At 57.1% G+C, this 19,471-nt stretch carries 17 protein-coding genes; 11 read left to right on the top strand and 6 right to left on the bottom strand.

Annotated elements, in window-relative coordinates; translation table 11 throughout:
• Positions 1-99: 99 nt before the first annotated feature.
• From DXB44_RS09165 to sstT, 8 genes are all read left to right on the top strand, one after another.
• Entirely contained in the window at positions 100-993 is an 894-nt protein-coding gene (locus tag DXB44_RS09165) for a phosphate ABC transporter substrate-binding protein (RefSeq protein WP_118658508.1), read from the top strand.
• Between the two features lie 208 nt (positions 994-1,201).
• Positions 1,202-2,116, top strand: a complete 915-nt coding sequence (pstC, locus tag DXB44_RS09160; RefSeq protein ID WP_118658507.1) for a phosphate ABC transporter permease subunit PstC — start codon at positions 1,202-1,204, stop codon at positions 2,114-2,116.
• Positions 2,109-2,966 carry a phosphate ABC transporter permease PstA gene (gene pstA / locus DXB44_RS09155; protein ID WP_118658506.1) on the top strand — a complete coding sequence of 286 codons (858 nt, stop codon included), beginning with the start codon at positions 2,109-2,111 and terminating at the stop codon, positions 2,964-2,966. The genes pstC and pstA overlap by 8 nt, the downstream gene beginning before the upstream one ends.
• Positions 2,967-2,983: 17 nt before the next feature.
• On the top strand, positions 2,984-3,751 hold the full coding sequence (gene pstB, locus DXB44_RS09150) for a phosphate ABC transporter ATP-binding protein PstB (protein WP_097779331.1): 768 nt from the start codon (positions 2,984-2,986) through the stop codon (positions 3,749-3,751).
• Between the two features lie 19 nt (positions 3,752-3,770).
• Positions 3,771-4,439, top strand: coding sequence for a phosphate signaling complex protein PhoU (gene phoU / locus DXB44_RS09145; protein WP_118658505.1), 669 nt, complete (start codon positions 3,771-3,773; stop codon positions 4,437-4,439).
• Between the two features lie 268 nt (positions 4,440-4,707).
• A complete protein-coding gene (locus DXB44_RS09140) occupies positions 4,708-5,106 on the top strand; it encodes a helix-turn-helix transcriptional regulator (RefSeq protein WP_118658504.1) in 399 nt (132 codons plus the stop codon).
• 194 nt (positions 5,107-5,300) lie between these two features.
• Entirely contained in the window at positions 5,301-5,780 is a 480-nt protein-coding gene (locus DXB44_RS09135; RefSeq protein ID WP_347561812.1) for an N-acetyltransferase, read from the top strand.
• A 916-nt stretch (positions 5,781-6,696) separates the two neighbouring features.
• A complete protein-coding gene (gene sstT / locus DXB44_RS09125; RefSeq protein WP_199680595.1) occupies positions 6,697-7,935 on the top strand; it encodes a serine/threonine transporter SstT in 1,239 nt (412 codons plus the stop codon).
• A gap of 508 nt (positions 7,936-8,443) precedes the next feature.
• Here sstT and DXB44_RS09120 read toward each other — a convergent pair.
• The 5 genes from DXB44_RS09120 to DXB44_RS09100 form a co-directional block, all read right to left on the bottom strand.
• Positions 8,444-9,007: a hypothetical protein gene (locus DXB44_RS09120; RefSeq protein ID WP_118658500.1), complete on the bottom strand. Its 564-nt coding sequence runs from the start codon at positions 9,005-9,007 to the stop codon at positions 8,444-8,446.
• A gap of 173 nt (positions 9,008-9,180) precedes the next feature.
• Positions 9,181-10,752, bottom strand: coding sequence for a ribonuclease Y (gene rny / locus DXB44_RS09115; RefSeq protein ID WP_118658499.1), 1,572 nt, complete (start codon positions 10,750-10,752; stop codon positions 9,181-9,183).
• Between the two features lie 417 nt (positions 10,753-11,169).
• Positions 11,170-12,639: a 4-alpha-glucanotransferase gene (malQ, locus tag DXB44_RS09110; RefSeq protein WP_118658498.1), complete on the bottom strand. Its 1,470-nt coding sequence runs from the start codon at positions 12,637-12,639 to the stop codon at positions 11,170-11,172.
• Positions 12,640-12,655: 16 nt separating this feature from the next.
• Positions 12,656-13,474, bottom strand: a complete 819-nt coding sequence (locus DXB44_RS09105; RefSeq protein WP_118658497.1) for an endonuclease/exonuclease/phosphatase family protein — start codon at positions 13,472-13,474, stop codon at positions 12,656-12,658.
• Between the two features lie 6 nt (positions 13,475-13,480).
• Positions 13,481-15,010, bottom strand: coding sequence for a PTS transporter subunit IIBC (locus DXB44_RS09100; RefSeq protein ID WP_347561811.1), 1,530 nt, complete (start codon positions 15,008-15,010; stop codon positions 13,481-13,483).
• On the opposite strand from DXB44_RS09100, the gene DXB44_RS09095 reads away from it, so the two are divergent.
• Positions 14,979-15,182 carry a substrate-binding domain-containing protein gene (locus DXB44_RS09095; RefSeq protein WP_347561810.1) on the top strand — a complete coding sequence of 68 codons (204 nt, stop codon included), beginning with the start codon at positions 14,979-14,981 and terminating at the stop codon, positions 15,180-15,182. The two genes, DXB44_RS09100 and DXB44_RS09095, sit on opposite strands and share 32 nt — an antisense overlap.
• Before the next feature lie 268 nt (positions 15,183-15,450).
• Here the strand turns inward: DXB44_RS09095 and DXB44_RS09085 are convergent, their stop codons facing one another.
• A complete protein-coding gene (locus DXB44_RS09085; RefSeq protein ID WP_118658495.1) occupies positions 15,451-16,239 on the bottom strand; it encodes a hypothetical protein in 789 nt (262 codons plus the stop codon).
• A gap of 193 nt (positions 16,240-16,432) precedes the next feature.
• Here DXB44_RS09085 and DXB44_RS09080 point away from each other — a divergent pair, with 193 nt between their 5' ends.
• Together DXB44_RS09080 and DXB44_RS09075 are read left to right on the top strand one after the other, a co-directional pair.
• Positions 16,433-17,797, top strand: coding sequence for a hypothetical protein (locus tag DXB44_RS09080; protein WP_118658494.1), 1,365 nt, complete (start codon positions 16,433-16,435; stop codon positions 17,795-17,797).
• A 12-nt stretch (positions 17,798-17,809) separates the two neighbouring features.
• Positions 17,810-19,471, top strand: a complete 1,662-nt coding sequence (locus DXB44_RS09075) for a type IV secretory system conjugative DNA transfer family protein (RefSeq protein ID WP_118658493.1) — start codon at positions 17,810-17,812, stop codon at positions 19,469-19,471.

Below are 19,471 nucleotides of genomic sequence, written 5' to 3'. Positions count from 1 at the left end.
GGCAAGGGGGGAAAAGCGGTAGAATAAGGCCGTTCCCAAGGAAAACACAAAAGACAGTGCCGGGCGGACGCCCGGGTTTTTAATGGAGGAAATTTTATCATGAAAAAGATCTCTCGTCGTTCGTTTCTGACCGTTTGCGGTGCAGCTGCTGCGGCTGCTGCCCTGACTGCCTGCGGCGGCTCTGCTTCTTCCGCATCCAGCACCGCTGCTTCTGCTTCCAGCACCGCTTCTTCCGCTGCCGGGCAGGCAGCCGGCACCCTGAGCGGCAACGTTGCTACCGGCGGTTCTACTTCCATGAAGAACGTCATCGCAGCCCTGACCGAGGGCTTTGCCGAGGTCGAGCCGGGCGTCACCGTCAGCTACGACCCCACCGGTTCCGGCGCAGGCATCACCGGCGCTACCGACAAGACGCTGGACATCGGCCTGTCCTCCCGCGCCCTGAAGGACGACGAGAAGAACGATGTGGACGGCACCACCGTGGCGCTGGACGGCATCGCCATCATCGTGAGCAAGGACAGCAAGGTCGCTGACCTGACTGTGGAGCAGCTGAAGAAGATGTTCACCGGCGAAATTACCAACTGGAAGGAGGTCGGCGGCGATGACGGCGAGATCGTTCTGGTGGGCCGTGAGGCCGGTTCCGGCACCCGCGATGGCTTTGAGAGCATCGTGGACGTGAAGGACAGCTGCAAGTACGCACAGGAGCTGACCGCTACCGGCGCTGTCATCAGCGCCGTGGAGGCAAACCCGCTGGCCATCGGCTACGCTTCTCTGTCCGCTGTGGGCGACACCGTTGCCATGGTCACCGTGGAGGGTGTGGAGTGTAGCGAGGATACCGTGAAGGACGGCAGCTATAAGATCCAGCGTCCCTTCGTGTTCGTTACCAACAAGAGCGTTGCCCTGTCTGAGCAGGCACAGGCCTTTGTGGACTTTGCCACCAGCAAGGACGCTGCCGACCTCATCCGCACCGCAGGCGCTGTGCCTGTGAACGAGTAATTACCGGGTGGTTTGCCGGGGAGTTTCCCCAGCGAATGATCCGAGGGTGGGACCCTGTTGCCGCAGGCAATAGGGCGGGAGCTGGAAGCCCCGAATTTCGCGGGGAAAGCTCCCCGGTGAACCGCCCACCCCGCATCTGAACAAGAGAACTGCCGCGTCGGCCTGCCCTAAAAGGCTGGGCTGGTGCGGCTTTTTATAGGATTGCGTTATGAAAAATACAACCTCTTCTCTGCGCCGGGTACGGCTGCCCCGCACCCCCGCCGACTGGCTGGAAGCGGTGATGAATTTCATCTTCTTCCTGTGCGGAATGCTGGCGGTGTGCTGTGTGGTGCTTATCTCGGTGTACATGGTGGTCTCCGGCGTGCCGGCTATCCATAAAATTGGCCTGTTCAAGTTCCTGTTCGGCACAAAATGGGCATCCACCGCGGCAGAACCGCTGTTCGGCATTCTGCCCTTCATCCTGTCCAGTGTCTACGGCACGCTGGGCGCTACCATCCTCGGCGTGCCCATCGGCCTGCTGACGGCAGTGTTCCTCTCCAAGGCCGCAGACCCCAAGCTGCGCACCGTGGTGGTCACCGCCATCGAGCTGCTGTCCGGCATCCCCAGCGTGGTGTTCGGCCTTTTGGGTATGCAGGTGCTGGTGCCCGCCGTGGCAAAAGCTTTCGGCAAGGCCTCCGGTGCCTGCCTGCTCAGCGCCATCGTGGTGCTTTCCATCATGATCTTACCCAGCATCGTGTCCGTGTCGGTGACGGCGCTCAACGCCGTGCCGCCGGAGTATGAGCAGGGAAGTCTTGCGCTGGGTGCCACCGACACCGAAACATGGTTCAAGATCAGCATTCCGGCGGCGAAAAGCGGCATTGCCGCAGGCGTTGTGCTGGGCATCGGCCGCGCCATTGGCGAGGCCATGGCCGTGATGATGGTGGCGGGCAACAGCCCCAATATGCCGGACAGCCTGTTCCGCAGCGTCACCCTGCTGACCACTGCCATCGCCAAGGAAATGAGCTACGCCGGCGGCTTGCAGCGGCAGGCACTGTTCAGCATCGCGCTGGTGCTGTTCGTGTTCATCATGCTCATCAATGTTGTGCTGAATGTGGTACTGAAGGGAGGAAACCGCGATGAATAACAGCTTTTCGCCCTCCCGCCGGGCATGGAACCGGGTAATGACCGTGCTGGTCTGGGCAAGCGCAGTGCTGGTGATGGTGCTGGTGGCCGGGATCATCGGCATGGTGCTGGTGCGGGGCACCCCCCACATCAGCTGGAAATTCCTTTCCACCACCGCCAGTGTGCTGAAAAAGACGGACGGCATTCTGCCCGCCATCCTCAACACCCTGTATGTCATTGTGCTGACATTACTCATCGTATTGCCGCTGGGCGTAGGTGCGGCGGTCTACCTGACCGAATACGCCTCTAACCGACGGCTCATCGAGGTCATCGAGTTCACCAACGAAACGCTGGCCGGTATCCCCAGCATCATCTACGGCTTGGTGGGTATGCTGGTGTTCAGTCAGGCGCTGGGCTTCCAGACCTGTCTTTTGTCCGGCAGTCTGACGCTGGTGGTGATGAACCTGCCCACCATCATCCGCACCACGCAGGAATCCCTTAAAACGGTGCCGCAGGGCTACCGTGAGGGTGCCATGGGTTTGGGTGCGGGCAAGTGGCATATCATCCGCACCATTGTGCTGCCTTGCAGCATTGACGGCATCGTCACCGGCTGCATTCTGGCTGTGGGACGCATCGTGGGCGAAAGCGCCGCGCTGCTGTTCACCGCCGGTGCGGCAGAGGTGATCGCCAAGAGTGTGTTCAAAGCCTACACCTCCAACGGTGCCACCCTGTCGGTGCTGCTGTATCTGCGCGCCTTTGAGGACGGCGATTTTACCTCCGCATGGGGCATCGGCGCAGTGCTGCTGGTGCTGGTGCTGCTGATCAATCTGGCAGCACGGCTGGCGAAAACGAAACTGAAACAGAAGCAGTAAAAACAAAGAGGTACTCTATGGAAAACACGAATGTGCCGGTGATATCGGCAAAGGATCTGAACCTCTGGTACGGCGACTTCAAGGCGCTGAAAAGCATTTCGCTGGACGTGGGCGAGCGGGAGATCACCGCACTCATCGGCCCCTCCGGCTGCGGAAAGTCCACCTTTTTAAAGACCCTCAACCGCATGAACGACCTTGTGCCGGGCGTGCGCATCGAGGGCGATGTACGGCTGAAGGGCGAGGATATCTTTGCCCGCGAGATGGAGCTGACCGATCTGCGCCGCCGCGTGGGCATGGTGTTCCAGAAGGCAAACCCCTTTCCCATGAGCATCTACGACAACATCACCTACGGCCCCAAGCTGCACGGCGTGCGCAATAAGGCCGAGCTGGACGAGCTGGTAGAAAGCTCTCTGCGGGGCGCAGCCCTGTGGGACGAGGTGAAGGACCGCCTGAAAAAGAGCGCCCTTGGCCTGTCCGGCGGGCAGCAGCAGCGTCTTTGCATCGCCCGGGCCTTGGCGGTCAAGCCCGAGGTGCTGCTGATGGACGAGCCCACCAGCGCACTGGACCCCGGCTCTACCATGAAGGTGGAGGAGTTGATGAACGAACTGAAAAAGAACTACACCGTGGTCATCGTTACCCACAATATGCAGCAGGCGGCCCGTATCAGCGACCGCACCGCCTTCTTCCTGCTGGGGGAGCTGGTGGAAGTTGGCCCCACGAACCAGATCTTCAGCACGCCCCGGGACAAGCGCACCGAGGACTACATCTCCGGTCGGTTCGGTTAATGCAGGGAGGAACAAAGCAATGAGCATTCGCAAACAATACGACAGCGATCTGGAGTCTCTTAAGACCGCACTGGTGGAGATGGGGCAGGGCGCCGCCGAGGCCGTGGAGAACGCGCTGGAAGCGCTGTGCACCGCCGACACCGCAGCCGCCCAGAAGATCGTGCAGGGGGACGACCGCATCAACAACATGGAGCGGGACATCGAGCACCGCTGCATGACCTTGCTGCTGCGCCAGCAGCCGGTGGCGGGCGACCTGCGCCACATTTCCACCGCCATGAAGGTGGTCACCGATATCGAGCGCATGGGCGACCACGCTTCGGATATCGCGGAGATCATCCCACATCTCGTCACCGTGCGTAAGGAGAGAGACCCCGCTGTCAGTCAGGCTATTGCCATGGGACGCAAGGCCTACCAGATGATCTTAGACGCCATGGATGCCCTGACCGCCGAGGATGAGATCGCCGCCCGCCGCGTCATCGCCGCAGACGACGCCGTGGACTACGACTTCAACGCCATCAAGCACACGCTGGCACAGGAGATCGCCGCCGACCCCGCCAAGGTGGACGCCGCGCTGGATCTGCTCATGGTCATCAAGTATCTGGAACGCATCGGCGACCACGCCGTGAATGTAGCCGAGTGGGTGCAGTTCGTGCGCACCGGGCGCTACAAGGACGAAAGTATGTTCTGATACTCACTCTGCCCCTTTGGGCGCGTGTTTTCCTTATTTTCTTCTGAAAAAGGCTGTCTGCCACCCGGCAGACAGCCTTTTTCTGTGGGAAAGCTCCCCCTACAACGAAAATTGACTAAAAAATTTTTATCTTTTCTGCAATGTTTGCGGCAGGTCATTCGTATTCAGGGTATAAGAGCCCGGAAAGGGCTCCGCAGTTATCGTGCGGCGGGTGGTTCCGGCTTCCCCCAGTCCCCCGCCAGCCGCACCGTTACGGAGGACAGATACAATGATGGCAAAGCTTGAACGCTCCACGCAGCCCGCCCGCATGGAGGCCGTGAGCCGCGATGCACTGGTGCAGGCGGCGCTGCAGGAGATCACCCAAAATTATCGTGAGGCCAGCCTTTCCAATGTGGCAAGGGCTTATGGTGTTTCGCTGGCGTATGTCAGCGAGTGCGTGCGCGCCCAGACCGGGCGCACCTACAAGGAGCTGCTGCAAAAGCACCGCATGGAGACTGCCGCGCGGCTGCTGCGCCGCAGTGATCTGAACATCCAGCAGATCATTGCGCAGGTGGGCTACGAGAACACCAGCTACTTCTACCGCCTGTTCCACGAGCGCTACGGCCTGAGTCCCCGGGAGTACCGGCTGGTGCGCACCGGTGCCGCTCCCCGCCGCCCCACCGCATGAAGCCCTCTTTTGATTTGCTGCCCCCGACCGCCGTGCTGCCGCCCCGCGCACGGCGGTCTGTTTTTGCCGCAAAATGGAGAAAAATCTGGTGCTTTATGGAAAATTGTGTTATACTGAAATAAATGTACCCCGCGCAGCAGGGCGCGGGCAAGAGAGGATGAGTGGATATGTTTCGCGGAGCAGTAAGAGCGGATATGGCAAAGATCCTTGAAGTCTATGCCCGTGCGCGGGATTTCATGGCGAAAAACGGCAACCCCACCCAGTGGGGGGACAACTACCCCAGCCCGGAGCTGCTGGAAGAGGATATCGACACCAACCGGCTGTTCGTGTACATGGTAAACGGCCAGATGCAGGCGGTGTTTGCCTTTATCCTTGGCGAGGACCCCACCTACAAGGTCATCGAGGACGGGCAGTGGCTCAACGACACCCTGCCCTATGGCACACTGCACCGGCTGGCTTCGGCGGGCGAGAGCAAGGGCGTGGGCAAAGCAGTGGTGGAGTGGTGTCTGGAGCACTGCGAGAGCCTGCGCGCCGACACCCACGCCGACAACAAGGTAATGCAGCATCTGCTGGAAAGCGAGGGCTTTACCCGCTGCGGCATCATCCATGTAGAGGACGGCACCCCGCGCATTGCCTACCAGCGGCTGTCTCTGACCCAGAGCCAGCTGGGGTAAGCGGGAAAATAATTTTAATTTTGTGGTTCTGAAAAGTCTGCGGGCTTTTCAGAACCTTTTTTCATGGGTGGGGTCGTAACGGTGAACGGCAGTTGCAGCGTTGCTGCTATGGCAACTTTCTGCCTGCCGTCAGCGTGCAAGGACGCTCCGCTGGGCCAGAGGCAGGGAGGGGTGTTCCGACTCCCCCCTCCCTACCTCTGGACTCCACCCACCCCGCAATGCAACAACTGCGACCGCCGCCAGCGGCGGAAACAGGGAGCAGCTGTTGGGGCAGCGGCCAGCAAGACGCGAGTGCCGCCCAAGGCGCGAAGCGGATGCTGGGTGCCGCAACCCGTCGCCAAGGGCTGCACGCCCTTGACAATCCTAAAGAAGAAGTCGAAGCACAAAAAAGCTAGCGCTGCGCCAGTCGGCGCTATCGTTTTAACGCTTTTTTCGCTTCTCCATTCGTAGCCCTTCAGTCGCTGCGCGACAGATTCCCCTTTTTGTCACCTGCGGTGACATCTCCCCCCGGCCGGGGGAAGTCGGCCCTCTCGGGGGAGCGGGCACATCCGCAAGCTTTGCACTTCAGGCGCAAACTTTCCCGCCGTGCCAAAGGCTCCCTCCCAGAGGGAGCTGGCAAAACCGATAGGTTTTGACTGAGGGAGTTAAAGCTCCCCCCTCGGGGGAGCTGGCATCGCGCAGCGATGACTGAGAGGGTTTCCCTCGTCAAAACCGCAAAACTGTATTTTATGCAAGTACAGTTTTCAAGGTGATTTTGCAAAAGGTTACAAAAAACGTGATTTGAGGCGTCAAAATGCCTGAAAACACTTCCTCTTTTTTGCCGTATGTGCTATAATGACAACTGTTCTTGCATAAGAAACAGGAAAGTGTACGCGCTAGGCGTACAGTGTAAGAGGAGTGTTACGATATGAAAACCTTGAAAGCGGTTGTAGCAAAATACAACCAGACCAGCCTGATCCTGCGCATCCTGATCGGCCTGGCAGTCGGTTCGGTGCTGGCGCTTGTTGCGCCGGGCGCGGGTTGGGTAGGCGAGCTGGGCAGCCTGTTCGTCGGTGCGCTGAAGGGCATTGCCCCGGTGCTGGTGTTCGTCATTGTGGCAAGCGCACTGGCACAGGGCTCGTCCAAGCTGGACCGCCGCTTTGGCACCGTGATCTGGCTGTACATGCTCACCACCTTTCTGGCGGCAGCCATTGCGGTCGTCACCAGCTTTATGTTCCCGGTCACGGTGGTGCTGGCCGATGCGGCACAGTCCGATGTGATCCCGCAGGGCTTGGGCGAGGTGCTGAGCACCCTGCTGACCAACTTTGTGGCCAACCCCGTCAGCGCCCTGATGAACGGCAACTACATCGGCATCCTGTTCTGGGCCTGCATGTTCGGCATTGCCATGAAGAACATCGGCGCAGAGAGCACCAAGGTCTTTCTGGCAAACACCGCCGATGCCGTTTCTCAGATCGTGCGCTGGATCATCAATCTGGCACCCTTCGGCATCATGGGTCTGGTGTACACCAACGTTTCCGGCAACGGTCTTGCCATCTTTACCCAGTACGGCAAGCTGCTGGCGCTGCTGGTGGGCACCATGCTGTTCATGGCGCTGATCGTTTCCCCCTTTATCATGTTCATCTACCTGCGCCGCAACCCGTACCCGCTGGTATTCCGCTGCCTGAAGGAATCCGGCCTGACCGCTTTCTTCACCCGCAGTTCTGCCGCCAACATCCCTGTGAATATGTCCCTGTGTGAAAAGCTGGGTCTGGACAAGGATATGTACTCCGTGTCCATCCCGCTGGGCGCTACCATCAACATGGACGGTGCCGCCATCACCATTACCATCATGACGCTGGCAGCGGCCAATACGCTGGGCATTCAGGTGTCCCTGCCCGCCGCCATCGTGCTGAGCGCCATGAGCGCTCTGGGTGCCTGCGGCGCTTCCGGCGTGGCTGGCGGCTCCCTGCTGCTGATCCCCATGGCCTGCTCGCTGTTCGGCATCTCCAACGACATCGCCATGCAGATGGTGGGCGTGGGCTTCATCATCGGCGTGGTGCAGGACTCGGTGGAAACTGCCCTGAACTCTGCCGGTGACGTGGAATTTGCCGCCACCGCCGAGTATCACCAGTGGCTCAAGGAGGGCAAGCCCCTGCCGGTTTTCCTGAAGGGCTGATCGCATCCTAGCACAAACAAAGCAGCCGCTGCACGAGAAAGTGCGGCGGCTGCTTTTTGCGTGGGACGATTTTGAATGCGCTCCGCGGGGGAAGTTTCTGCTTGCCGAGGGATGTTCTCTTTTGACACCAAAAGAGAACCAGAAAAGTGCCAGCGATTTCGACGCGCTGGAGCCACGAAAAAGGGGCTGCTCGCCCCTTTTAACCCCAAAGCAGAGGGCTGCACCGGAAAAAACTGAAGATTCACGCCTGTTCGGCGTGAAGATCTTTTAACCGTTTTTTCCGGCTCCGCCGATTTGAAGCCCCTCAGTCGCTGCGCGCCAGCTCCCCAAAGGGGAGCGTTCCCGCCTGTAAACTTTGCGGTTCAACCGGAAACTGTACCGCCATGCCAAAGGCTCCCTCCCGTGAAAGCAGGGGAGCGGAACGTCCGCAGACGTTCCGCTCCCCAAATTTAAATCGTATTTCCGCTATTGATGTGCATAGCGAACGCGGCGCACATTTAAAATGGTTTTACCCAAACAGCACCACGGCGTAGCTTACGCCCTTGTCTACCACGTAGGCAACGCCAAGCTTGGTCTTGCCCTCTGCGGCTTTGGTCATGGTGTCGGTCACGCTGCCGTCCTTCGGCAGGGTAAAGCTGATATAGTCTTTTCTGGAATCCAGATCTGTATCAATGTAAAAGCCCGGGATAAAGTCATCTGCGCCCATACCGCCGCCGATGCCCTTGCCGATGCCCATGCTGTCAAACGCAGTGGCGTAGTTGTGCTGTAAAAGGTTGATTTTCGCGCTGTCATTGGCACTGCCCACACGGTAAAGTTCGGTCTTATTAGCATTGGTCGAACAGGACACCGAAGTACCGGCGACCCAGTAGGCAATATAGTAAGCCTTTTCGCTCAGTTCTTCATCGTAGGTCACGCCTTTAAAGCTCTCGCACAGCTTCTTTACGCTTTCGCTTTCGGCGTTCGAGCGCTTGGCCCCCATGGGTGCGCCCACACTGGCATCGCAGGCGGTGAACACGGTCAGTGCCATCAGGCTGACCAGCAGACAAGCCAGTAATTTCTTCCAGTTTTTCATAGAACGATGCTCCTTTCCGTTCCGGGGTCGTTGCGGGTCTGCGTCCGCACGGACGCAGTTCTTTTTGCTTTCTTCTGCATCCATGATACCTTTTTTTAGCAGGAAATGCAATCGTTTTGGCGTAAAAAAACAGGCTGCCGTGCAAAAAACACGGCAGCCTGCGGAAAAAGGCTTTATTTTGCGTACTCCACAGCGCGGCTCTCGCGGATGACGTTGACCTTGATCTGGCCGGGGTAATCCAGCGTATCCTCGATCTTTTTTGCGATAGCGCGTGCCAGCAGGATGACCTGATCGTCGCTGATGACGTCGGGCTTGACCAGAATGCGCACCTCGCGGCCTGCCTGTACGGCAAAGGCCTGCTCCACGCCCTCGAAGCCGGAGGAGATCTCCTCCAGATTTTCAAGGCGCTTGACGTAGCTTTCCACGTTCTCGCGGCGGGCACCCGGGCGGGCGGCGCTGATGGCGTCGGCAGCCTGAATGATGAAGGCCAGCGGGGTCTTGGGCTCCACGTCGCCGTGGTGTGCCTCAATGGCGTGGATGATCTGGGTGTTCTCCTTGTACTTGCGGCAGATGTCCACGCCGATCTGGACGTGGCTGCCCTCGATCTCGTGATCCAGTGCCTTGCCGATATCATGCAGCAGACCGGCGCGGCGTGCCATGGTGACGTTCACGCCCATCTCGCCTGCCAGCAGACCGGCCACCCAAGCCACTTCCATGCTGTGGGTCAGGGCGTTCTGACCAAAGCTGGTGCGGTACTTCAGTCGGCCGATCAGCTTGATCAGGTCGGGGTGCAGGCCGTGGATGCCCAGCTCCATCACCGCACGCTCGCCCTCGCGCTTCATCTGCAGTTCCAGATCGTGGCGGCACTTTTCCACCGTCTCCTCGATGCGGGCAGGGTGGATACGGCCATCGCCGATCAGGCGCTCCAGCGTCATGCGGGCCACCTCGCGGCGGGTCTGGTCGAAGGAGGACAGGGTAATGGCCTCCGGGGTATCGTCGATGATCAGATCCACGCCGGTAGCGGTCTCCAGTGCGCGGATGTTGCGGCCCTCGCGGCCGATGATGCGGCCCTTCATTTCATCGCTGGGCAGCGGCACCACGCTGACGGTGGTCTCGCTGCAATGGTCGGCAGCGCAGCGGCTGACGGCCTGTCCGATGAGGTTGCGGGCGATGTTATCGCAGTTTTCCTTCAGGTCGGTCTCGTAGGCGGCAACGCGCACGGCCTTTTCGTGGGTCAGCTCCTCGTCCACCTTATGCAGCAGCACCTCGCGGGCGTCCTCCTGGCTCAGGCCGGCCAGCGTTTCCAGACGCTCCATCTCCTTGGCGCGCAAAGCGTCGATCTCTGCCAGACGCTCCTCGGCGTCGGCAGCGCGCTTTTTCAGCTCTTCTTCCTTCTTTTCCAGCGCTTCGGTCTTGCGGTCCAGCGCCGTTTCCTTCTGGTCAATGCGGTTCTCCTGACGGCTGATCTCCGCACGGCGCTGCTTGATCTCCTTGTCGGCCTCTGCCTTCTGGGCATCGACCTCGGCTTTCAGACGGAAAGCCTCGTCCTTTGCTTCCAGAACCGCTTCCTTGCGCTTCTGGTCGGCGGTCTTGATCGCCTCGTTCACCAGCCGGGTAGCCTCGGCCTCGGCGCTGCCGATCTGGGCTTCGGCGGTCTTTTTACGGTTGTTGTAACCAATAAAATAGCCCGCAGCCACGCCGACAACAGCAACGATCAAGGCCACGATCACTCCGATCGCGGTCATTGCGTTCACTCTCCTTTGTTTCAATTCAATGCAAAATTAAAAGCAGGAGACGCTGCGCAGCAGGACACGGGCAATGATATAGAAAGAGCTTTCAATCCAAAAAGTGACACCAAAAGCATACGCACCGCCCAAAACCGGCGGCACGGGCAAAAGCATACGGCTTTTCTCTCTACGGTTCCATTTTATATCAAACAGGCACGCTTTGCCTGAAATGGGTACAGGGTCACACTGAAACCTGCGTACAGCGTCTTTGATTCCATACTACTAAATATAGTACGAAACATTTGCCCGCTTGTCAAGAGGAAAACCCTGCCCGCAGAACATTTTGTGCAGAAAAACAAAAATAAGCAGCAGCACCCCGCCGCCGGGAAAGGCGTGCGGGGTGCTGCTGCTATTCTTTAAAAAAATCTCTTGCGGTTACGCCCAGTTCATCCGGCCGTAGCGGGTGGTCAGCTGGGTCTTTTTCAGCCGCCAGCGCCAGTTTTGGCCTACGGTGGAGGGCTTATTGATGCGAGCGGCGTTATCCAGCCCAAGCCAGTCCTGCATGGGGATGATGCACCTTGCCGCTGCACTGCGCAAAATCAGTGCGATCATGCTTTTATAAAGCTGCTCGTCCGGGGTGGCGTAGTCGTACAGGTAATCCCGCACCATGGCGCGCTCGGCGTCCGAGATGGTTTGGTACCAGGAGACCAGTGTCTCGTTGTCGTGGGTGCCGGTATACGCCACGCTGTTCACCGGGTAGTTGTGGGGCAGGTAGTCGCTGGCGCTGCCGGTATCGCGGGAATCAAAGGCAAATTCCAGCACCTTCATGCCGGGGAAGCCGCTGTCCCGCACCAGCTGCCGCACAGTGTCGCTCATATAGCCAAGATCCTCGGCAATGATCTCCCGTTTGCCCAGTGCCTGCTCCACCGCGCGGAACAGCTCGATGCCGGGGCCTTTTTCCCAGTGCCCATCCACGGCAGTCTCGCTGCCGTAGAGGATGGAGAAATACTCATCAAAGCCGCGGAAGTGGTCGATGCGCACCACATCGTACAGCTCAAAGCAGTACCACAGCCGGGTGATCCACCACTGATAGCCGGTTTCGCGGTGGGCTTCCCAACGGTAGAGCGGGTTGCCCCACAGCTGACCGGTGGGAGAGAAGCCATCCGGGGGAACGCCCGCCACCGCCGTGGGGATGTTGTCCTTGTCCAGCTGGAACAGCCCCGGGTTTGCCCATGCGTCCGCAGAATCCAGCGCCACATAGATGGGGATATCTCCGATGATCTGGATGCCCTTGCTGTTGGCGTAGGCTTTCAGCTTGCGCCACTGCTCGTCGAACTTGAACTGAAGATACTTGTGGTACTCCACCTCAAAGTACAGCTCCCGTCGGTAGTAGTCCATGGCGGGCTGCCAGCGCAGACGGATATCCTCTGCCCACTCGATCCACGGCTTGCCCTCAAAGCGATCCTTCACCGCCATGAACAGGGCAAAATCGTCCAGCCACCACTTGTTTTTCTCGCAGAATGCCGTAAACGCTTCGTTGTGGCCGATGTCGCTGCGGGAGTACGCCAGCCGCAGCAGACGGCCGCGCTCGGTATACAGGCGGCTGTAATCAATGTCATCTGCCTTGCAGCCGAAGTTTGCCTTTTTGCACTCGGCGGCGGTCAGCACGCCTTCCTCCACCAGTGCATCCAGACTGATAAAATAGGGGTTGCCCGCAAAGGCGGAAAAGCTCTGATACGGGCTGTCGCCGTAGCTGGTCACACCCAGCGGCAGGATCTGCCAATAGGTCTGTCCGGCTTCCTTGAGCCAATCCACAAAGTCGTATGCTTCCTGCGAAAAGCAGCCGATGCCGTAAGGGGACGGCAGACTGCTGATGGGCAGCAAAATGCCTGCACTTCTCTGCATCTTCTTTTACCTTCCTTTATAACTCGATCATAACACCGGCGTGGTCAGACACCTGCGGCTCCTGCAGGCCATTGAACACCACCCGGCTGCTCTTGACAGCCACCGCCTTGGAGCACCAGATCTGGTCGATGCGCTTTTTTGCCGCTGCATCCGGGGCATCCCGCCAGCCGTCAATGGCTTCCACCACCGTGTAGCCAGCGTCCCGCTGCTGCGCAAGGCGGTAGGTATCCTGCCAGCCGCTGCCCAGCACGAGGTCGTAGCCCTCGCCCCGCACGTCCGCTTCACTGTTGAAGTCGCCCAGCAGAAAGGCGGTCTTTTTTGCGCCCGCTGCCTTTGAAAGCTTTTCCCACTGGGGAACGAAAGGCTCTACCTCGTCCTTCCACCAGCCCAGATGCACCGTATAGTACCAGACGTCTCCTGCACAGACGCCCAGCGTGCGGCGGGTCTTCCAGTTGTTGTAATCATTAATCTGGCTCAGCAGCAGGTTTTCGGCGGCGGTGATGGGTGCACGGCTGAACACCGCCGTGCCCTCATCGTAAATGTCGTAGCCCACCTTTGCCGGGAGCCAGCTCCAATCGTAGTGCACGCCCCGCGCTTCCAGCATTTTTGCCACGGCTGCGGCGTGGTTGTCCGCTTTCAGCAGCACCATATTGCCGGGGCAGGGATAGTACCCCGCCGGAGCCTCTGCCAGCAGCGGCGCAGCGGCGGTCTGGTTCACCTCCTGCAGGGCGAACACCTCCGGCTGCTCCTTTGCGATGAAGTCTACAAATATCTCCCGCTTTGCCTCATGCTCCGGGATGATAAGGCTGTGGGTATTCAATGTCAGCAGTTTCATAGTTTTTTACAGAATATCGTTGATGTCAGATTTCAGAACGTCTGCCTTGGGGCCGTACACGGCCTGAATGCCGTCGCCCTTCACCAGCAGGCTCAGCGCGCCCTCGGCCTTCCATGCGGCAAGGTCGGCAACCTTGGCGGGGTCTTTTACGGTAACGCGCAGACGGGTCATGCAGGCGTCCACCAGCACGATGTTCTCCCGACCGCCCAGCAGGGCGATAATGCGCTCGGCCTGACCGTTATCAGCCTTTTTGTCGGCCTTCTTCTCGGTCTTTGCGGCGGCGGCAGAATCGTCCGCGTTGTCATCGGTGTAGTTGCCCAGACGACCCGGCGTTGCCAGCTGAAGCTTGCCGATCATGAAGTAGGCCACGAAGTAGCCAATGACGAAGAATGCGATCACGCAGATCACAAAGTTGATGATATCGCCGCCCAGACCCGCCTGCAGGGACATGGGAATGCGGGTGATGAACTCCAGATTGCCGAAGGAGTGCAGGCGCAGATGGATGATGCCCGCCATGGCGAAGGCGCAGCCCTGCAGCAGTGCGTACACGATGTACAGCGGCATGGCGCAGAACATGAACATGAATTCCAGCGGCTCGGTGACGCCGGTCAGGAACACTGCCAGCGCGGTGGAGATGAACATGGACTTATAGTTTGCGCGCTTGTCGGCATCCACCCGACGGAACATCGCCAGTGCAATGCCCAGCAGCAGACCGGTTGCGCCGATCATCTGACCCACCTTGAAGCGGGCGGGGGTGACGGTAGCCAGCAGATTGTTGTAAGCGGCCATATCGCCGGCCTTTTTGAAGTTGATGAGGTCGTTTGCCCATGCCAGCCACAGCGGGTCCTGACCAAACACCTGACTGCCTGCGTTGACGCCGGTGGCAATGGTGTAGGTGCCGCCGAAGGAAGTGTAGTTCATGGGGATGGTCAGCATGTGATGCAGACCGAAGGGCAGCAGCAGACGCTCCAGCGTACCATAGATGAACGGAGCCAGAATGGGAGAAGTCTCGGAAGAGTTGGCGATCCAGATGCCGAAGTTGTTGATGCCGGTCTGCACCACAGGCCAGAACAGCGACAGCACGATGGAAATGACCACCGAGTAGGCAATGACCACCATGGGCACGAAGCGCTTGCCGTTGAAGAAAGCCAGCGCATCCGGCAGCTTGCGGAAGTTGTAGTATTTATTGTAGGCCACGCCGCCCACAAAACCGGCGATGATACCCACGAACACGCCCATGTTCAGCGCCGGTGCGCCCAGCACGGAGGTGAAGTAGCCGTTGACGGCGATCTCCTGCCCGAACAGGATGTGGGTCACGGCGTTGGGGTCTGCCAGCATGGCACTGGTGACGCCGAAGATGTTGCCGGTAATCACGTTGATGAGGGCAAACGCCAGCACGGCGGCAAAGGCACCGCCCGCACGCTCCTTTGCCCAGCTGCCGCCGATGGCAACGGCGAACAGGATGTGCAGGTTATTGATAACCGCCCAGCCGATATTCTCCATCGTGTCCTTCAACAACTCGCTGTTCTCCCGCATCACCAGCCCGCAGCTGACCACCGTGGACGTCAACCCCTACCAGCTGGGCATGGAGGCCGCCAGCCAGACCATCAACCACATCGAGAACCCGAACCTTCTGGCCACAAAGATCATCGTGCCGCATAAGCTCATCCCCCGGGAGAGCTGCTGCCCGCCGGAGGAGCGGCACTAAGCAAGTGCTTTTTCAGCAATACAGTGTCCGCTTCCGGGAGCTGCCGCGCAGTGCCCGATATGCCGCCCCCAGAGTAGACAGCGTAAAAAACGCTGCATCCTCCGGGGGTATTTTTATGCCAAAAAGGCACAAAAGAATGCCCGCCCAGCTGTGGAAAACCACGGTGGGCGGGCATGTGGGTTTGTTCCTTATTGACAAAAAGCAGCTATGGATAGAACAATTCATCAAACACGCTTGAAAAAATGGCGCGCCTGTTTTACTATATAAGTCAGGATACTTTTTTCAGTTTCAGGCTGCGGCGTTTCTCGAAAACGTTCAAGATCTTCTTCCGTGCCCTGTAACGTGCCAAGAGGATCGCCTTCCTCGGATCCGCCGCGTTTTTCAGCATACGGACCGCGTCGCGCTCCTCTGCATCACTCACGTTAATTCCATAAATCGCCTTCGCCTCGCAAACAAGCTCCTCTACAAAAGCTTCCACACTCTGTGCACTGTTATGCACAGCCATCAATTCACACAAGCTGTTGTCGAGAAACAGTCCCATGAGCTTTTCGGCCGGAGAAAGCGTCACATTCTCCAACATAAACTCGATCATCTCGCAGCCGACAGGGTCCGCTTCCATTTCACCAGAAAGCAGCTCCAGCGTCTGATCGTCAATTGCCGTCACGATCTTTTCTGCATCAACGTCTTTCGTTTTGCGCCTTCCATGCCTAATCAGATCAACGAGGTAGTTTGCCAGGCAGCGCCACAGCCATTTGGAATGCCCCGCGTCACGGCATTTCAAAAGGGCATCGATCTTGCCATCCTTCTCCATGTACTCAAGGACGAAGCCCACCGCCACATCGTCAGCCTCCAAACCGGACGCCTTGAGCATGTCTTTGGACTTCTTCGTTTTGAGCGCAGCATCGCGCACAAAATTATAGATTGCTTCGATGGCCTCCTGATAATATTCCGTCTGGCGCAGCTGTTCCGCCGTGCGGATACCGTTTGCTGTGATCTTGTTAAAACAGTTGACGAGGGCGATCTCGGACAAAGGTTTTTCGTTATGATATGTAGCCATGGTGTTCCTCCTTAGCACTCAATGTGTGTTCGACCATGACTATAGAATAGCCTCTATTTCTGCCAAAAAGCGATTAAAAACATCGTTAATTCGACGTTAATTTCAGCGGCACAAAAAATAATTTTATTTTTATGAGAAAATTAATTGAAATTTAATAATCCGTGTGAAATAGTAATGAAGGGAGGAAACCGTCATGTCAGAGATTATCCGTATCACCTTTGAAAACGGCGCCTACATCGATGTAGAAAGCGGCAACGCTTACGACTGCGCTGGCCAACAGGTAGCCACTTTGAAGAGAAAATCTCTGAAAGTCTTGCGGTGCATTGCAGAACATACCATAACCGCTTCTGACGGAACCCTGACCAGCGACATCTCGACCGAAGAAATTTTTAAGCTCTGCTGGACAAATAACGTGCAGCTGCAGAATGTTAACCAGCAAATCGGAAAGATTCGCGGATGCCTTTCGATGATTTATCCCGAAAAAGCTTCCACGGATATCCTTCAGCAGAATCACAAAAAGATCTTTCTTTGTCATTGCGATGTCGTGAGGAAGTCTACTCTTTTGATCGATGTAACGTTGGAAGAGCTCTATGCACGGGTCACCGATGACTTCCGCTTCGTCACGGCTGGAGATGACTCCATTTTTCCTCAGGACGAAACCGGCACCGAACAGCTTACCAAGCGGGTGCTGCTCTTCACAGGCGACTGTTTCCTGGGGATGGAGCATAAAACAGCTGTTCCAGACAAGCTCCTTGCAGATCTTTTTTGCAGCAACACAGCCGATGACCGGGTTTCGGAATCCATTTTCTCCAAGTGTCTGAGCCCGGAAGAAAGGGATCAGGAAGAGCTTGACTACAAACGGATGTGTGCGGTTTGGGATGAACTGGCGGGATCCGATAAACGGGCGGAATCCGATAAATTGGTGGAATTCGATAAACTGGTGGGATCTATTGGGAAGAACCTGATCAATTCTTCCCGCGCGACCTCTTACGCAAACGATTATAATAAGATCCCGTACAGCATGGCAGAAATAAAGCTGAGCGAATATCCGCAGGTACTGATCGATGCACGATACCAAAATATACTGAACCGGCTTGCACCCTATGTAGCCGAAAAATGCGGCGAGAAATTGCGCAGTCTGGAATGTGATACCGATCTCATCCATGCGGCACAGAACGGCGACAAGAAGGAAACGGACGGCGGCAAAAAGGTCGTTTATGCCTATATTGCGGCACTGGTTCTGCTCTTTTTTGACCGAGCGATCCCGGCGCATTCCAGTAAGTTTTCACAGAAAAAGAAGCGCTACCAAAAAGCGCTGGATCGCTGTATTCAGAAAATGCTCCCGTCTGAAACGCCCCCCTCGAAACAGGTAGCCGAGAAGCTCAAAGAAATTCTCAGCGGGAAGTCCGAAAAGGAGATTGAGGAGATTCTCACGGATCTGTTTGGTTCTCTCGACGATGAATATGTAAAAGCGATAAGAGACCATCTAAACCGCAAGAATATTTCGATCGAAAATACCGATCAGCTCATCGATCCTCCCCCCAAGCTGACCTTATAATAAGGAGTTTTTATGCTGAATCTCGATAATCCTAATTTTGAAAAGCCGTCTGCGATCCTGCGTGAAAATTCTCGGTTCCTTGTGGAGCAGAACCGCTTCACCGGCCCCAAAAGCTACGATGGCTTTGTAGGCGGCCCGCCGCTGGCCTATGACCGGGAGCACGGTGCCGTTGCCGTGGACAGCTCTGATAACCACACCCTGGTCTACGGTGCGACCGGCAGTAAAAAAACGCGATGTATCGTCATGCCCACCATCCGAATGCTGGGCTTTGCAGGGGAAAGTATGATCATCAACGACCCAAAAGGCGAACTATATCGTACCATGGCTCGTTTTTTGGAAGATCAGGATTACAACATCATCACGGTAAACTTCCGAGATGCCTCTGTGGGCGACTGCTGGAATTTCCTAGAGATCCCATATCGTTTCTACAAAGAGGGAAACCTCGACAAGGCCGGCGAATTCATCGAGGATGTTGCCCGTACCATAACCGCCAACACCGGAACAGATGATCCTTTTTGGAGCAGCTCTGCAGCATCCTGTCTGTACGGCCTGATCCTGTGTCTGTTCCGCTACTGCAAGGAATACGATAAGCCGGACGAGGCCGTGAACATCGGAAACCTACTCACGCTACGCCGCGAAATGTTCGCCCAAAAGGCCCGGTTTTCTTCTGCCCACAATCCCATTTGGGAGTGGGCCAAGAAAGACGAGCTCATCGCTGCCAGCATGACCGGCACGGTAGAAACGGCCTCCGATACACAGAAAGGGATACTATCCGTATTAGATCTCGGCTTGAAAATGTTCATCATCTCTCCTTCGCTAGTGGACATGCTGAGTCACACTACCTTCTCTTTTGACCGTATTGCGCAGGAAAAGACCGCCGTCTTTCTCCTTACGCCTGACGAAAAAACAACCTACCATCGTCTTGTGTCTCTTTATATTTCACAGTCGTATCAACAGCTTGTACAATTTGCGGACCGCAGCGGCGGTAAGCTGCCCGGACGGGTCAATTATGTTTTGGATGAGTTCAGCTCTCTGCCTTCCATCGGCGGATGCGATTTTGTTCAGTATCTTGCTGCGGGCAGATCCCGCAATCTGCGTTTTATCCTTTGTCTCCAGAGCAAAAATCAGCTGGTGCACACTTACAAGGAAAATGCGCAGACCATCACCGCCAACTGCACCAACTGGATCTACCTGTTCTCGCGTGAACTGGAACTGCTGAAAGACATCTCTGCGCTCTGCGGCGAAAAGAAAGACCACACCCCCAACCTGTCCGTTTATGATCTCCAGCAGCTGGACAAAGAAAAGAATCAGGTGCTTCTTCTCTCGTCCCGCTGCAAGCCCGCCATCGTAAACCTTCTGGATATTTCGGGCTATGCCCCCGCCTATCCGGTGCTTCCCATCAAAACGCCGACAAGAGGTGTTCGTGTTTCTCTGGATTTCAATGAGATCAAAAAAGAAGAACTAAGGTCAGACCGGTTCTCGGGTTCCAACAATCCTTTGTTTAACCCGTTCTCCCCGGATTCCGATACACCCGAACCTGACACAAAGTCTGCCAGCTCCGATAAACTTGATCTGGACGCAATGCTGGCAGACATCGATCGAAAAATTGCGGAGATCGATGCGCAGGAAAAAGCCAAAAAAACCGATCCATCTGACAACGAAAGCGAGGTATAA

It is taken from the genome of Faecalibacterium sp. OM04-11BH (genome assembly GCF_003482185.1).
GTDB lineage: Bacteria > Bacillota > Clostridia > Oscillospirales > Ruminococcaceae > Faecalibacterium > Faecalibacterium tardum.
The sequence above is the reverse complement of the archived record's forward strand: the minus strand, read 5'-3'. Positions and strand labels throughout refer to the sequence as shown.

What these genes read in the sequence shown, in the direction of transcription:
- malQ (WP_118658498.1), bottom strand. Translation starts at nt 12,639, where the DNA reads ATGCAGAGAAGTGCAGGCATTTTGCTGCCCATCAGCAGTCTGCCGTCC.
- DXB44_RS09135 (WP_347561812.1), top strand. Translation starts at nt 5,301, where the DNA reads ATGGCAAAGATCCTTGAAGTCTATGCCCGTGCGCGGGATTTCATGGCG.
- DXB44_RS09080 (WP_118658494.1), top strand. Translation starts at nt 16,433, where the DNA reads ATGTCAGAGATTATCCGTATCACCTTTGAAAACGGCGCCTACATCGAT.
- pstB (WP_097779331.1), top strand. Translation starts at nt 2,984, where the DNA reads ATGGAAAACACGAATGTGCCGGTGATATCGGCAAAGGATCTGAACCTC.
- DXB44_RS09140 (WP_118658504.1), top strand. Translation starts at nt 4,708, where the DNA reads ATGATGGCAAAGCTTGAACGCTCCACGCAGCCCGCCCGCATGGAGGCC.
- DXB44_RS09165 (WP_118658508.1), top strand. Translation starts at nt 100, where the DNA reads ATGAAAAAGATCTCTCGTCGTTCGTTTCTGACCGTTTGCGGTGCAGCT.
- DXB44_RS09105 (WP_118658497.1), bottom strand. Translation starts at nt 13,474, where the DNA reads ATGAAACTGCTGACATTGAATACCCACAGCCTTATCATCCCGGAGCAT.
- DXB44_RS09085 (WP_118658495.1), bottom strand. Translation starts at nt 16,239, where the DNA reads ATGGCTACATATCATAACGAAAAACCTTTGTCCGAGATCGCCCTCGTC.
- rny (WP_118658499.1), bottom strand. Translation starts at nt 10,752, where the DNA reads ATGACCGCGATCGGAGTGATCGTGGCCTTGATCGTTGCTGTTGTCGGC.
- DXB44_RS09100 (WP_347561811.1), bottom strand. Translation starts at nt 15,010, where the DNA reads ATGCGGGAGAACAGCGAGTTGTTGAAGGACACGATGGAGAATATCGGC.
- phoU (WP_118658505.1), top strand. Translation starts at nt 3,771, where the DNA reads ATGAGCATTCGCAAACAATACGACAGCGATCTGGAGTCTCTTAAGACC.
- pstA (WP_118658506.1), top strand. Translation starts at nt 2,109, where the DNA reads ATGAATAACAGCTTTTCGCCCTCCCGCCGGGCATGGAACCGGGTAATG.
- DXB44_RS09075 (WP_118658493.1), top strand. Translation starts at nt 17,810, where the DNA reads ATGCTGAATCTCGATAATCCTAATTTTGAAAAGCCGTCTGCGATCCTG.
- pstC (WP_118658507.1), top strand. Translation starts at nt 1,202, where the DNA reads ATGAAAAATACAACCTCTTCTCTGCGCCGGGTACGGCTGCCCCGCACC.
- DXB44_RS09120 (WP_118658500.1), bottom strand. Translation starts at nt 9,007, where the DNA reads ATGAAAAACTGGAAGAAATTACTGGCTTGTCTGCTGGTCAGCCTGATG.